The following is a 15,989-nucleotide window of genomic DNA, read 5'->3' on the forward strand; positions in this document are numbered from 1 at the left end:
ACTACGCATCCTCCTTCGTTGTGCCCGCTTCACCCTCGAGATGCCGGTTCAGCACCGGTCCGATCACGGCGAGCGATTCGGGTGCGGTCATCGCCGAATGACGGCAGGACAGTTCGTGGTCGTGGACGGTCCCGGTGACGAACGGCTCCCACGCCGCGGCGCACCGGGTCGGATCGGACCGGTTGACCTCGTCGTCCGCCGCGGTGAAGAACAGCACGTCGCCGTCGAAGGTGCGCGGCCGGAAGCCGTGCGCCAGCACCGTGCCGTTGGCGTAACCCGCGTACAGCCGTTCCAGGTGCTCGATGGTGAGCGCCGAGAACGCGCCGGGCCGCGAGCGCAGCAGTTCCGCCGCGTCGAGCAGGCTCATCGTTGGATCGAGGTCGTCGCCGTCGCCCAGGTCGCTGCCGAATTCCGCGATGATCTCGGCCACGCCCGGGATGGCGTGTTCGAGCAATTCGTCGGAGAGCCGGTAGCTGTCCATCATCGCCAGCAGCGCCACCTCGTCGCCGGACTCCTGCAACCGCACCGCGATCTCGTGCGCGATGAGGCCACCCAGCGACCAGCCGAGCAGGTGGTACGGGCCCTCGGCCTGCACCGACTTGATATGTGCCACATAGTAATCCGCGGCCTCGCCGATGGAGGAGAAGCCGTCCTCCCCCGCGACGTGCGGCGACTGCAACCCGTACACCGGGCGGTCGGGCGACAGGTGCCCGAGCAGGCCCGCGTAGCACCAGGACAACCCGATCGCCGGGTGCACGCAGAACAGCGGCGCCGACCGCCCCGCCGAGGTCGGCCGGATCGGCAGCACCGGCCCGAGCGCACCGGCCATGGCGGCCGCGGCGCCTTCGGAGCCGGTCAGCCTGGCGGCGATCGCGGCGGGTGTCGCCTCGCCGAACATCGCCTGCACCGGCAGGTCGATTCCCTCGGACCGCACCTGTGCGACGACCTTCGTGGCCAGCAGCGAGTTGCCGCCCAGTTCGAAGAACGCGTCGTCGGCGCCCACCGTCTCCACCCCGAGCACCTGCTCGAAGGCCGCGCACAACACCGCCTCGACGGGGTTGCTCGGCGGCCGGTAGCCGCCGGACGCGCTGAACACCGGCTCGGGCAGCGCCTGCCGGTCGAGCTTGCCGACCGGGCTCAGCGGCACCTCGTCGATGAGCATGATCGACTGCGGCACCATGTAATTCGGTACCAGCGCGGCCACGTGGTCGGTCAGCTCACGCGCGGTGACCTCGGCTCCGTTGCGCGGCTTCACATACGACACCAGCGCCGTGCTGCCCGCCTGCGTGCGGTAGCCGATGGTGGTCGCGAACTCGACGGCGCGGTGGCGGAACAGCGCGCTGTCGATCTCGCCGAGCTCGATGCGGAAGCCGCGGACCTTGACCTGGTGGTCGGTGCGGCCGACGTACTCGATCTCGTGCTCGCCCTCCTCGGCGCCGGACCACCACCGCACCAGGTCACCGGTGCGGTACATGCGCTCGCCCGGCTTGCCGTACGGGTTGGCGACGAACCGCTGCGCGGTCAGTCCGGGGCGGTTCAGGTAGCCGCGAGCCAGCACGCTGCCCGCCAGGTGCAGCTCTCCGGTGACGCCGACCGGCGACGGGTGCAGCCTGTGGTCGAGGACGGTCGCGGCGACGCCGCGGATCGGGCCGCCGATGGTGATCGGACCGCCCGGCTCCATGGGCTGCGAGATCACCGTGACGATGGTGGTCTCGGTGGGGCCGTACACGTTGTACAGGTTGCGACCCGGCGCCCAGCGGGTGACCAGATCGGGCGGCAACGCCTCGCCGCCGACCAGCACGTGCGCCAGATCGGTGACGCCCGTCGGGTCGACCGTGCCGAGCGCGGAGGTCGTGATGAAGGCGTGGGTGATCTCTTCCTCGATGAACACCTCGGCCAGTTCCGCACCGCCGACCACACCGGACGGCGTGATCACCAGCGTCGCCGCGCCGCCGAGGGCGAGCAGCAGGTCGAGCATCGCGGCGTCGAAGCTCGGCGTCGCGAAATGCAGGACCCGGCTGCCGGGATGGACGTCGAAGCGCTCCGCGGTCTCGGCGGCGAAGTTGGACAGGCCGCCGTGGGTCACCACGACGCCCTTCGGGGTGCCGGTGGAGCCGGAGGTGTAGATCACGTACGCGGGGTTGTCCACCCGCAGCGGACGCACCCGCTCCTCCTGCACGATCGCGTTGTCCGATTCCGCGAGCACGGCCGCGCGGAAGTCCGGATCGTCGAGCACGATCCACTCGATGCCGTCGGGCAGCTCCGCGCGGTACTCGTCGAGCGTGATGCCGAGTGCCGCACCGGAATCGGAGAGCATGTGGCTGATGCGCCCGGACGGGTACAGCGGATCCACCGGCACGAACGCCGCGCCGGCCTTGGCGACCGCGAGCACCGAGGCGACCGACTCGACCGAGCGCGGAATCCCCAGCGCCACCAGTGTTTCCGGTCCGACGCCGCGGCCGATGAGCACGCGGGCCAGCCGGTTGGTCCAGCGGTCGAGCGCGTCGTAGGTCACGTGGGTGCCGTCGGAGCGCAGCGCCACCGCCGTGCGGTCGACGTTCGCCGCGGCCTCGAAGACCTCGGGGAAGACGATCGGACGGTCGGCCGCGGTACCGCGCACCGGGGCCAGACCGGTCCACTCATCGGGATCGAGCAGCTCCAGATCGCCCACGGCCGCGGTCGGCGTCGCGGCGATCGCCGCGAGCAGTCGCAGCAGGCGCTTGCCGAGTCCGTACGCGGTCCGCTCGTCGAACAGATCGCCCGCGTAGTTCACCGCGAGGGTGATGCCCGCGGGCTCGCGCTGCGCGGTCTGCTCCTCGGTGAAGGTGAACTGCAGATCGAACTTGGCGATCCCGGTGTCGCCGTCCTCGGCCTCGATGTGCAGACCCGGCAGTTCCAGCTTCCTGATCGGGCGGTTGCGCACCGAGAGCATGACCTGGAAGAGCGGGTGATGCGACTGCGAGCGGGCCGGGTTGAGCACCTCGACGAGCCGTTCGAACGGCAGGTCGGCGTGGGCGAACGCGTCGAGGTCGGTGTCGCGCACGCCGTGCAGCAGGTCGGTGAACCGCGCGTCGGGATCGATCCGGGTGCGCAGCACTAGCGTGTTCACGAACATGCCGATCATCCGGTCCAGTGCCGGGTGACCGCGGCCGGCGATCGCCGTGCCCACCGCGATGTCGCCGGTGGCCGTCATCCGGTGCAGCAGCACCGCGAGGGCGGCGTGCAGCACCATGAACATGCTGACGTTGTTGGTGGTGGCCACCGTGTGCAGTTCGCGGTGGGTGACCGCGTCGATCGCGCATTCCACCGTGCCGCCGCGATAGGACGGCACCGCGGGCCGCGGCCGGTCCGCGGGCACGTTCAGCAGCTCGGGGACGCCGTCCAGCGTGGTACGCCAGTAGTCGAGCTGCCTGCGCAATACGGAGTCGGGATCGTTCTCGTCGCCGAGCGTATCCCGCTGCCACAGCGTGTAATCCGCGTACTGCAGGGTCAGCTCGTCCCAGTCCGGCGGCTGCCCGGCGCAGGCGGCGCGGTAGGCCGTGGCCACGTCGGCGGCCAGCGGCTCCAGCGACCAGCCGTCCATGGCGATGTGGTGCACGACCAGCACCAGGACGTTGTCGGTGGAGGCGGCCGGCGGCGCCATGCCGTCCGTATCGGGTTCGTCCGACACCGTGATCAGCGCCGCGCGCAGCGGCACGGTCTCGCCGAGATCGAATCCCGGTTCGGCGAAACGCCGCACCGCGTCGTCGATGCCGTCCGGGGTGACGGTCGCGACGAACAAGGTCACCGCGGCGTCGTCCTCGTCGAGGACGACCTGGGCCGGTTCGCCGTCCACCTCGGGGAACACCGTGCGCAGCGACTCGTGCCTCGCCTGCACCGCGTGCAGCGCGTGCACCAGCGCGTCGACGTCGAGCCTGCCGCGCATCCGCAGCACGACCGGAACGTTGTAGGCGCCCGCGCTGCCGTCCGCCCCGTCGGCGGCCGCGCCGACCTCGTTGAACCGGTTCAGGAACCACAGCCGATGCTGAGCGGCGGAGAGCGGAATCCGATCGGGCCGTTCGCGCCGCACCGGCTCCGGTCGCGCGGCCGTGCCCGCGGGTCCGGTGTCGAGCATGGCGGCGAGCTCGGCGACGGTCGGCGCAGCGAAGACGCCGCGCACCTCGAGCCTGTGGTTCGTCGCCGCCTCCAGCCGGGCCACGAGTTGGGTTGCCAGCAGCGAGTTTCCGCCGATCTCGAAGAAGCTGTCGGTGGCGCTGACCGTCTCGGCACCGACCAGTTCGGCCATCACCCGGGCGACAACCTTTTCGGATTCGGTCTCCGGTGCGCGTCCCGGGGACACGGCGGTGAACTCCGGCTCCGGCAGCGCCGCGGTGTCGAGCTTACCCACCGGGGTGAGCGGAATCCGGTCGAGCACCGTGATGCTCACCGGAACCATGTGCGCGGGAAGCTGTTGCGCCGCATGCTCGCGCACCGCGTCGACGTCAACGCCCGCCCGCTCGTCGGACGGTTGGACGAAGGCGACGATCCTGTCCGCACCCGCGATGTGCCTGACCTCGGTGTGCGCGAACCGCACGCTGGGATGCCCGCCGAGCGCGGCGGTGATCTCGCCGAGTTCGATGCGGAATCCGCGGACCTTCACCTGATGGTCGCTGCGGCCGAGGTACACCAGGTCGTGGGACGGGGTCCAGCGCACCACGTCACCCGTTCGGTACATGCGCTCGCCCGGGGGGCCGAACGGGTCGGCGACGAACCGCGCGGCGGTCAGGCCGAAACGCTCGAAATATCCTCGAGACAGACCGAATCCGCCGAGGTACAGATCGCCGGGCACGCCGACCGGGACCGGCCGCAGCCGATCGTCGAGCACCGTGGCTCGCGCTCCGCGCACCAGCGTGCCGATGGTGATCGGCGCGCCGACGGCCACCTCGCCCGCGGTGGCGACGACGGTTGTCTCGGTAGGGCCGTATCCGTTGAACATCAGCCGTCCCGGCGCCCACCGGTCGACCAGTTCCGGCCCCCATGCCTCGCCGCCGATCGTCAGCGAGCGCAGGTGCGGCAGCGGCCAGCGTTCGCTGTCGATGGTGGCCAGCGCCGCGGGGGTCATGAAGGTGTGGGTGACCCGCTCGCGGTCCATGAGCTCGGCGAGCTCGTCGCCGCCGTAGATGTCCGGCGGGCAGATCACCATGGTCGCGCCGGAGCCCACCGCGAGCAGCAGGTCGAACACGGCGGCGTCGAAGCTGGGCGAGGAGAAGTGCAGCGTCCGCGCGTCCGCGTCGACCCGCATCCGGTCCTTGACCTCGTCGGCGAAGTTCGACACTCCGCCGTGGGTGACCGCGACGCCCTTCGGCTTACCGGTCGAGCCCGAGGTGTAGATGATGTAGGCCAGCTCCGCCAGCGGCACGGTACGCAGCCGCTCGTCGTCCTCGATCGGGCTGTCGTCCCACCGATCCAGCTCCGCGATCAGGGCCGGGTCGTCGAGGAGCAGCCAGTCGGTCGCCACTGCCTCTTCGTTCGACGCCGCCCCCTCGTCGGATGCCGCGCCGTCGGTCGCCGCGCGCAGCCGTTCGGCGTGCGTGGTCACTGTGACGCCGACCTCGCAGCCGGAGTCGGCCAGCATGTGCCGGACGCGATCGGCCGGGTAGTTCGGGTCCACCGGCACGAAGGCCGCGCCGGACTTGGTGACCCCGAGCACGGTGAGCACCGACTCGATGGAACGTGTCAGGCCGAGCGCGATCCGATCGCCCGCGCCGAGACCGCGCGCGACGAGGGCACGGGCCAGACGGTTCGAGAGCCGGTCGAGTTCGGCGTAGGTCAGCGAGATACCGCCGGACCGGACCGCTTCGCGCCGTGCGTACCGCCGCGCCGTGGCGGTGAAGTAGTCCGCCAAGGTCAGTTGTGGGGTGGTCGCACCGCCGGTCGCCGGGCAGAGCAGCCTGCGCTCGGACTCGGTGCGCGCATCGATCTCGCGCACCGGCACGCGCGCGTCCTCGGTGACCGCGGTCAGCACGCGCTGGAACCGATCGGCGAGCGTCTCGACCGTCGCTGCGTCGAAAAGCTCGGCCGCGTAGACGAATTCGAAGTCGCGCGCGCCGTCGTCGCGAGTCGCGACGCGCAGTTCCAGATCGAACTTGGCTCGTGCGATGTCGAGTTCCTCGGCGCTCAGCGCCAGACCGGGCAACTCCAGGGTCGGCGCGGGGCCGTCCTGAACGGTCAGCGCCACCTGGAACAGCGGCCGGTTCGCCCCGACGCCCATGACGCGGCCCAGCTCGTCGACGACGCGCTCGAACGGCACGTCGGCGTTGGCCATCGCGCTCAGTTCGGTGTCGCGGTCGGCGCGCAGCTGGTCGGTGAACGGCCGGTCCGGATCCACGGACGAGCGCAGCATCATGGTGTTCACGAACATGCCGACCAACTCGTCGAGCTTGGTGTCGGTGCGTCCGGCGATCGGCGTGCCGATGACGATGTCGCGGCCGCCCGTGACGAACCGCAGCAGCACGGCCAGCGCCGAGCGCAGCACCATGAACAGGCTGACTCCCTGCGCCCGCGCGAGCTCGGCCAGCGCGCGCTGCACCGACTCCGGCACGGTGAACCGCACGGCGCCCGCCTGCTGGGTGGGATCGAGGGGCCGCGGCCGGTCGTACGGCAACGGCAGCTCGGCGGGCAGCTCGGCCAGTTCGTCGCGCCAGTAGGCCAGCTGCGCCGCCGCGACGCTGTCCGGGTCGTTCTCGTCGCCGAGGCAGGCGCGCTGCCAAAGCCCGAAGTCGGCGTACTGCACCGGAAGCGGCGTCCAGCCCGGCGCCTGGCCGTCGCGGCGCGCCGCGTAGGCCACCGCGAGGTCGCGGGTCAGCGGGCCGAGCGACCAGCCGTCGGCCGCGATGTGGTGCAGCACGATGCCGAGCTGATAGCTCTCGGCGCCGGTGCGCAGCAACGCGATTCGCAGCGGCGTGTCCCTGGTCAGGTCGAAGCCGCCGCGCGCGAGCACGCGCAGCGCGTCCTTCGCCGCCGCCTCGTCGACCGCGATGGGCCGCACCGAGGGCAGCGCCCTGCTGATCGGCAGCACCAGCTGCTGGGCGCCGCCGCTGTCGTCCGGGTACACGGTGCGCAGCACCTCGTGCCGCTCCACCAGGTCGGTGAGGGCCGCGCGCAGCGCCGCCACGTCCAGATCGCCGTCGATTCGAATGACGAATGCGATGTTGTAGGCGCTGGATTCGGGCGAGAATCGATTGAGGAACCACAGTCGCTGCTGCGGTAGCGACAGCGGGATGCGTCCCGGACGCGGGGTGTGAACAGCCAGCGGCACCCGTTGCGTCCGGGGCGCTTCCGCTATCCGGAGTGCGACGGCGGCGACCGTCGGCTCCTCGAACAGCGTCCGCACCGGCAGGTCGACGCCGAACTCCGCGTGCAGCGCGGCCGCCAGCCGGGTGGCGAGCAGCGACGTGCCGCCGATGTCGAAGAAGCTGTCCTCGGCGCCCTCGACCGGATGCCCGAGCACCGTGGCGAACACGCCCGCCACCCGGATCTCGTCGTCGGTGCGCGGCGCCCTGGACGGACCCGCGGCCGCGAACACGGGCTGCGGCAGAGCCTTTCGATCCAGCTTGCCGGTCGGCGCGACGGGCAGCTCGTCGAGCACCATCACCGAGGCGGGCACCATGTAGCCGGGCAGCCGCTGCCGCGCGGTCTCCAGGATCTCGGCCTGCGTGATGGACGCGGCGTCCCGCTCGGCCGTCACATAGGACACCAGCCGCGGATCGCCGTGCTCGCCGGTGTGCACCGTCGTCAGCGCGAAACTCACCCCTGGGTGCGCGCGCAACGCATGGTCGATCTCGCTGAGTTCGATGCGGAAGCCGCGGATCTTGACCTGGTCGTCGGCCCTGCCGAGGAAGCGCAGGCGCCCGGTGTGGTCAACGACCACCAGATCGCCTGTGCGGTACATCCTTTCGCCGCGCCTGCCGTGCGGATTCGCCGGGAAGCGTTGCGCCGTCAGGCTGTAACGCCCCAGGTAGCCGCGAGCGATGCCGGGGCCGGAGAGGTACAGCTCCCCCGGTGTGCCCGGCGGAACCGGGTGCAGGCGCGCGTCCAGCACGAACAGGCGCATGCCGCGCACCGGCATGCCGAGCGGCACAGGGCGTCCCGCCACCATCGGGCCGGACGCGGTCGCGGCGACGGTGGCCTCGGACGGCCCGTACATGTTGTGCATGCGGTGCCGCGCCGACCAGGTCTTCACGAGTTCCTCGGAGCACGCCTCGCCGCCGACGATCACGGCCTCGAGCTCGTCGAGTCCCTCGTCCGGCACGGTGGCCAGCGCGGCGGGAGTGATGAAGGCATGGGTGACGTGTTCGGAGCGCAGCAGATCCGCCAGCTCCGCCCCGCCGTACATGCCGGCGGGCGCGATCACGATCGTCGCGCCCGCCGCGAAGCCGAGCAGCAGCTCGAGCACCGAGGCGTCGAAGCTGGGTGACGAGAAGTGCAGTGTGCGTGCGGTATCCGTGACGCCGAACAGATGCTTCTGCTCGCTCGCCAGCGACGCGATGCCCGCGTGGGTCACCACGACGGCCTTCGGTATGCCGGTGGAACCCGAGGTGTAGATCAGGTACGCCGGGTGGCTGGTCCGTAGCGGGTGGTGCCGCTCGACGTCGGTGATCGGCGCGATGGACTGGTCGTCGCATTCGTCGGCCAGTTCCGTCGAGCCGAGCACCAGCCAATCGACGTACGACTTGCGATGCCGCCCGCGCGGCGCGGGCCATTCGGGCATGGCGGCCAGGCATTCCGGGATGGTCAGGCCGAGGAACGCGCCCGAGTCGGCGATCATGTGCCCGATCCGCTCGGCTGGATAACTCGGATCGACGGGCACATACGCCGCACCGGTTTTCGCCACCGCCCAGATCGCGGCGATCGAGTCCAGGCTGCGCGGCAGCGCGATGGCCACAACGACCTCTGGCCCCGCGCCGTGCTCGATCAGCACGCGCGCCAAGCGATTCGACATCTCGTCGAGCTCGCGGTAGGTGGTGTCCTGCCCGAGGTAGCGCACCGCGACGGCGTCGGGCAGCCGTTCGGCGGTGGCGGTGAGCAAGTGCGCCAGCGAGATCTGGGGCTCGGCGGGCGCCGCCGCGATCGGCACCAAGTTGGCCGATTCCTTGCGGTCGAGGATGTCGATGTCGCCGACCGGCATGTCCGGCGCCGCGACCGCCTCGGTGAGCAGCGCGACGAACCGCCGCGCGAACCACTCCACCGTACGCTCGTCGAAAACATCGGTGGCGTAGCCGAATTCGGCGGCGAGCGGTCCCTCTCCGAAGCTGTCGTGCACCTCGAGCTGCAGGTCGAACTTGGCGACGTCGGACGCGAGCGGAAGCACTCGCGCCGTCACGTTCGGCAGATCGATGGCGAGCTCGGGTGTGCCGTCGTAGGAGAGCATCACCTGGAACAGCGGATGCCGCGCGGCGGTCCGCTCCGGATTGACCACCTCGACCAGCCGCTCGAACGGCACGTCGGCGTTGGCGAACGCGTTGAGGTCGGTCTCGCGGGCCACGTCGAGCATCCGGTCGAAGCCCGCCGCCATATCGACCTCGGTGCGCAGCACCAGGGTGTTCACGAACATGCCGACGAGGTTGTCGAGCGCCGGATCGGACCGGCCCGCGATCGGGGTGCCGACGGCGATGTCGGTGCTCGAGCACAGCCGGGCCAGCAGGGTCGCCAGCGCCGCGTGCAGCACCATGAACATGCTGACGCCGCGGCTCGCCGCGAGTTCCGCTGCGGCACGGCGTGTTTCAGCGGAGATCGTGAAGGCGACCCGGCCACCGGAGGTGGAGCGGCGCATCGGGCGCGGGCGGTCGAGCGGCAGGTCGAGCTGATCGGGCATTCCGGTCAGCGCCGAGCGCCAGTAGGTCAGCTGACGGCTCAGCGCACTGGCCGGATCGTTCTCGTCGCCGAGCAGCTCGCGCTGCCAGAGAGCGAAATCGGCGTACTGCACCGGCAGCGGCGTCCACTGCGGTGCGACGCCGTCGACCCGCGCCGTCACCGCGGTCATCAGGTCGGCGGCCAGCGGCGTCACCGACCAGCCGTCACCGCAGATGTGGTGCAGCACGATCAGGAACACGTGCCGCTGCGGGCCGGTCTGCCACAGCGCGACCCGGATCGGGGCCTGGCTGCGCAGATCGAAGCCGTATCCGGCGAACTCGGTGGCCAGCTCGGTGACGTCGGCCCCGACCGCGTCGATCGGGTCGAGGGTGAGCGGGATGTCCGCGGCGGGGTGGATCAACTGATAGGGACCTTCGCCGCTCTCCGGGAAGGTGGTGCGCAGGCTCTCGTGGCGCTCGATCACGTCGACCAGGCCCGCGCGCAGCGCCGCGTGGTCGAGCGGTCCGTCGAGGCGCACCGCCAGCGGCATGTTGTAGGCGGCGGCGTGCTCGGCGAAGCGATTCAGGATCCACAGGCGCTGCTGGGCCAGCGACAGCGGAATCCGTTCCGGCCGTTCGGCGGGAACGAGCCGAGGCGAGCTGGTGTCCGGGGCGTGCGAGGCGAATCGCCGGGTGAGCGCGGCGACCGTCGATGCCTCGAACAGGTCCCTGATGGTCAGCGCCGTGCCGAGCGCGACGTTGATCCGCGCCACGGCGCGCGCGGCGATCAGCGAGTTGCCGCCGAGGTCGAAGAAGCCGTCCTCCAACCCGACCGCCTCGATGCCGAGCACCTCGCTGAAGATCGCGGCGAGGGCCCGCTCCACCTCGGTGCGCGGCGCGGCGGTGACCGGCATCGTGCGTGCGACGAGCGTCGGCGCAGGCAGCGCCTTGCGGTCGATCTTGCCGTTGGCGCTGAGCGGCAGTTCGTCGAGCTCGATCAGCGCCGAAGGCACCATGTAGGCGGGCAGCGTGCGGCGCAGGGAGGCCAGCAGTGTCGTGGTGTCCAGACGTTCGCCCTCGGCGCCGTGCGAGGCGACGACGTAGGCCACCAGTTCGTCGCCGGTGCGGCCCGCCTGCGCGACGCAGACCGCCCGAGCGACGTGATCGTCGTCGAGCAGCGCGGCCTCGATCTCGCCGAGCTCGATGCGCAGGCCGCGGATCTTCACCTGGAAGTCGGTGCGGCCCAGGTACTCCAGCACGCCGCGTCCGTCCGCCGTCGGCTCCAGCTGCCAGCGGGCGAGATCGCCGGTGCGGTACATGCGAGCACCCGGCGTGAACGGGTTGGCCACGAAGCGGTCGGCGGTCAGCCGCGGCTGACCGACGTAGCAGCGCGCCAGCTGGTCGCCTGCCAGGTACAGCTCGCCGACGACGCCGGGCGGCACCGGCCGCAGCCGCGCGTCCAGCACGTAGGTCTGGGTGTTCCAGACCGGCATGCCGATCGGCACCGTCTCCGGCTCCTCCGGGCACGGCCAGTAGGTGACGTCGACGGCGGCCTCCGTGGGGCCGTACAGGTTGTGCAGCCGGGTTCCGCGCAGCACTCCGTGGAAGTCGCGGACGGTCGCGGGGGGCAACGCCTCGCCGCTGCAGAACACCCGGCGCAGGCAGGCGCACTGACGCACATCGGTGTCGGTGACGAACACCGACAGCATGGACGGCACGAAATGCGCCGTGGTGATGCGCTTTTCGGCGATCACGCGGGAGAGGTACGCGGGATCACGGTGACCGTCCGGCGTCGCGACCACCAAGCGCGCGCCGACCTGCAAGGGCCAGAAGAACTCCCAGACCGAGACGTCGAAGGTCGCGGGCGTCTTCTGCAGCACCGCGTCGGTGTGGTCGAGCGGGTACTCGTGCTGCATCCAGCGCAGCCGGTTCACGATGGCCGCGTGCGAGACGGCGACGCCCTTGGGTTTTCCGGTGGATCCCGAGGTGAAGATGACGTAGGCGAGGTGCTCGGGGCGCAACGGCGCCTTCCGGTCGGCGTCGGTCACCGGCGCGGCGTCGAAACGGGAGAGTGCGACGCAGTCGATCATCAGCACCGGCGTCCGCAGCGGCAGCGCGAGCCCGTCGCGTTCGGCGGCGATCAGGCACACGGGCTCGGCCTGGTCGAGGATGCCGCCGATGCGGTCGGCCGGGTGGTCGGGGTCGAGCGGCAGATACGCCGCGCCCGCCTTGACGATCGCGTACATGCCGACGACCAGGTCGATGCTGCGCCGCAGGCAGAGGCCGATTACCGTGTCGGGCCCCGCGCCGCGGGCGATGAGCAGCCGCGCCAAGCGGTTTGCCTGTTCGTCGAGTTCGCGGTAGGTCAGCGCGCGTCCCTCGAACTCGACCGCGATCGCATCGGGGGCGGTCGCGACGCGGTCGGCGAAGAGCCCGGCCAGCGTGTCGTTCTGGACGGGAGCCTCGGTGGCGTTCCACTCGCGCAGCACGAGTTCGCGTTCGGCGTCGGTGATCGCGCACAGCGATTCCGCCGCGGTCTCCGGCTCGGAAGCCAGGAACTCACCGAGGAAGTCGAGAAAACGAGCGTGGTGCATGGTGACTTCGATATCGCCGTACAGCCGCGGGTTGGCCTCGAAGTCGATGTGGATCCGGTCCGCTTCGCCGTTGTAGAGGTTGATCGAGAGGTCTTCCACCGGTCCGGTGGCCAGCACGTGCAGCGAGCCGGTCAGCTCGCCGAACTTCAGCTCGTTGTGGAACAGCATGATGTTGACCATCGGCCCGAAGAACCCGCGAGCATCCCTGGAGTAGCCGCAGTCGCGCCGGATGTCGTCGTGCCGGTAGCGCTGGTGCCGCAGCGCGCCGGTGATCTGTAGTTCCGTCGCGCGCACTACGTCACCGATGGTGGTGCCGGCGTCGAACCGGAGGCGGATGGGCACCACGTTCGACAGCACGCCCGCCGAACGGCGCAGCGCGACGGTGGTCCGCGCCGCGACGGGCAGGCTCAGCACCACATCGGAATCGCCGGTCACCGAGTGCACGTAGCACGCCAGGGCCGCCACGAACAGCGTCGAGTTGTTGGTGTCGAACGACGTCATCGCCGCGGTCACGGCGGCGTCGGCGTGGTCGTCGAGCGTGCCCTTGGCGAGGCGCCTGCCCGAATCGGGAGTCGAGGTGGTGACCGCGACCTGGGACAGGCTCAGCGGCCCGCCCGCGTCCGAGAGCTGCTCGCGCCAGTAGTCGCGGTCGGTGCGGAACCGGTTGGAATCGCGGTAGGCCGACTCGTCGGCGTAGATCTCCGCCAGCCCGGTCGCGCGCGAGACCGACGGCTCCGTGTGGTTCTGCACGGCGGTGTAGATCTCGGCCGTCCTCGTCGTCGCGTTCATCGCGCCGTAGCCGTCGATCACGATGTGATGTCCGCGGGAGTACCAGAAGTACTCGTAATCGCCGACCCGCAGCACCACATTGGTTGTGAGTGGATCGCGTTCCAGATCGATCGGAGAATTGGCGTGCTCGGTCATCCAGCGCACTGCGGCGGCGCGCGGATCGGGCTCGTCACGCATATCGATGCGGCCCCAGCCGGGACGGCGGGACCAGTCGACCATCTGATGCGGAACACCGTCGATCTCCGCCATCCGGACGTGCCCGACCTCGGTCTCGGCACCGAAACGCTCGATCGCGTAGAGCAGGCATCCGACGTCGAGATCTCCGTGGATCTCGACGTACTGAGCGATCGTCAGGGGAACATCGGGCCGAATCCGCTGGGCGTACCACAGGGCCGTCTGCGCTGGGGAGAGAGCGAACGGTTGTGCCGAAAATTCACCCGAAGTGCATTGGTCGACGCGATCGGTGGCCAATGAACTCATTCATCACTCCGTTCTGCCGCAACTGACGCAACTCCCCGACCCCCCGCGGCGGGCGCGCACGCGCGAGCCGTAGGGCGTGTGATCACGCCCTATGATTCGGAGCACCTCAGATGCCGGATGGCCGACGTATTGGATTTGTTTCACATCGAACGACGTTGGCAGAACGTCCTTTTCACCAGCTAAATTTCCGCAAACTTGCGCGCCGAGCGGCGTCGCGGACCACAAACACCGAGGTCCGACGGCTTACGCCGCGGACAGGGTCGACCTCGCGAGGCTCGCTAGCAAACAGCGCGCAACATCACGAACAGGCTACGGAGGTCTCGCCTGCCCCGGAAAAGACCGGATGTTCGGTTGTCGGTGAGATCGTCAGCCAGGTCAGCCGACCGATTGGCCGACCGAAAAGCCCTGGTCGGTCGCGTAGACAGACCGCGACCTCCGCCGGCGGGACCATGCAACGACGACGGCGGCAGCGGTCAGGATAGCGGAGACCCATTCCGGTGCGGCGCCGATTCGGGTAGCCAGCGTGGTGCTGCTGCGCGACGGCAGGTCGGCGACGAGGGCCGCGGGTACGAACAGCTCGGTCTGCTGCGGCACCGCGCCGTCGGCGGTGACGATCGCGCTGACACCGGAGGTCGCCGCGACCACCAGCGCCCTGCCGTGCTCCACGGCGCGTACGCGGGACATGGCCAGCTGCTGGTAGGTCATCTCGCTGTCGCCGAAGGTCGCGTTGTTGGTCGGCACGGTGAGCAGCTGCGCTCCGGCCCGCATCGAATCGCGGAAGGCCCGGTCGAAGGCGACCTCGTAACAGGTCGCCACGCCGATGTCGACGCCGTCCGCGCGCACCACGCCGTCCCCGTTGCCTGGCACGAAATATCCTGCCCGGTCGGCATATTCGGAGAACAGCCGGAAGAAGGACCGCATCGGCAGGTACTCGCCGAACGGCTGGATGATCTTCTTGTCGTGCCGGTCCGCCGGTCCATCGGCGCCGTTCCACACCATCACCGAATTCGTCGTGGTGCGATCACCGTTCACCAGCACGGCGCCCACCAGGATCGGCGCGTGGATCGCCTCGGAGGCGCGCGTGATGACCGCCGCGGCGTCGGCGTTGCGCAGCGGATCGATGTCGGAGGAGTTCTCCGGCCAGATCACCACATCCGGCCGGCGCACCCGCCCAGCGGCGACGTCGTCGGCCAGCTGCTCGGTGCGCCGGACGTGATTGTCCAGCACCGCGCGTCGCTGCGCGTTGAAGTCGAGGCCGAGCCGCGGCACGCTGCCCTGAATCGCGGCGACCGTGATCGTCCGGTCACCGTCCTCAGGGGCGGGCAGCGCGGACCGGAGGATCACTCCGGCGACCGGCATGATAGCCAAAGTCGCTGCCGCGGTGATAATTCCGGTCTTCGACGCGAGTCCCGCCCGGGATCTCGCCGACCCGCTCGGCGCTGACTCGTCCGCCGAGTTCCGCTCGCCCGCGGCGGTCTTCGCCTCGTCGCTGGAAGCGTCCGGCCCCGGCGCACCGGCCGCGCGCGTCGTCGCCAGACGTGCGACCAGCGCCGCCAGCCCGGTGCCGGTGAGCGCCACCGCGAACCCGACCAGCGGCGCGCCTCCGACCGCGGCCAGCGACAGGAACCAGCCGTCAGCCTGCCCGAAAGCCAGCCGCCCCCAGGGGAATCCGCCGAATGGAAAGCTCGAGCGCGCCCATTCCGTCGTCACCCAGGCCAGCGCCACCCACAGCGGCCATCCTGGCAACCGGCCGATCAGGTTGGCCAGCAGGCCGAACAGTCCGATGTAGACCGCGCACACGGTGGACAGCGCCAGCCACGGCGCAGGCCCGACGTAGATCCCTGTCCATGGCAACAGCGGCACGAAAAAGCCGAGCCCCGCGAGCATTCCGTAGCCGAAGCCGCCGCGCAGGCTGCCCGCGCCCCGGACCGTCGCGGTGAGCACGGCGATGCCGACGGGCGCGAGGAACCAGAACGGCCGCGGCGGAAAGCTGCCGAACAGCAGCAGTCCCGCGACCAACGCGGCCACGGCACGCGCGGCCACGCCGCGCAGCTGTTCCGGTGCGACGCGGGTGCGCGCGAGGCCGGGCATCGTCATGCCTCGAACAGGGTGACGCCACGGTGCACGGTGCGCAGGCACCGAGGCAGCGCCGAATCCGGTTCCAGCGGCGGCAGTCCCGGTACCCGCGAGCGCGGATCGGTGGACCAGCGCTGCACCGAGTCGGCGGCCGCCGCGACGACGAGTTCGTCGGCGTCCCACACCGCGTACGAGGCGGGCGCGCCGGGCACGAGGGTGC

At 70.5% G+C, this 15,989-nt stretch carries 2 protein-coding genes and 1 pseudogene; all 3 read right to left on the reverse strand.

What is annotated here, in order from left to right; translation table 11 throughout:
• Position 1 precedes the first annotated feature (1 nt).
• Complete coding sequence (locus NX1_RS20315) at positions 2 to 13,693, reverse strand: non-ribosomal peptide synthetase (RefSeq protein WP_084501597.1); 13,692 nt, start codon at positions 13,691 to 13,693, stop codon at positions 2 to 4.
• Between the two features lie 375 nt (positions 13,694 to 14,068).
• Positions 14,069 to 15,784 (reverse strand): apolipoprotein N-acyltransferase, encoded by a 1,716-nt coding sequence (lnt, locus tag NX1_RS20320; RefSeq protein ID WP_068061776.1) that lies wholly within the window; start codon positions 15,782 to 15,784, stop codon positions 14,069 to 14,071.
• A gap of 2 nt (positions 15,785 to 15,786) precedes the next feature.
• Positions 15,787 to 15,989 (reverse strand): annotated as a pseudogene (locus NX1_RS20325) (amidohydrolase); the annotation flags it as partial.

Origin of the sequence: Nocardia xishanensis NBRC 101358 (genome assembly GCF_001613365.1) — a bacterium.
Taxonomy (GTDB): domain Bacteria; phylum Actinomycetota; class Actinomycetes; order Mycobacteriales; family Mycobacteriaceae; genus Nocardia; species Nocardia xishanensis.

What these genes read in the sequence shown, in the direction of transcription:
- NX1_RS20315 (WP_084501597.1), bottom strand. Translation starts at nt 13,693, where the DNA reads ATGAGTTCATTGGCCACCGATCGCGTCGACCAATGCACTTCGGGTGAA.
- lnt (WP_068061776.1), bottom strand. Translation starts at nt 15,784, where the DNA reads ATGCCCGGCCTCGCGCGCACCCGCGTCGCACCGGAACAGCTGCGCGGC.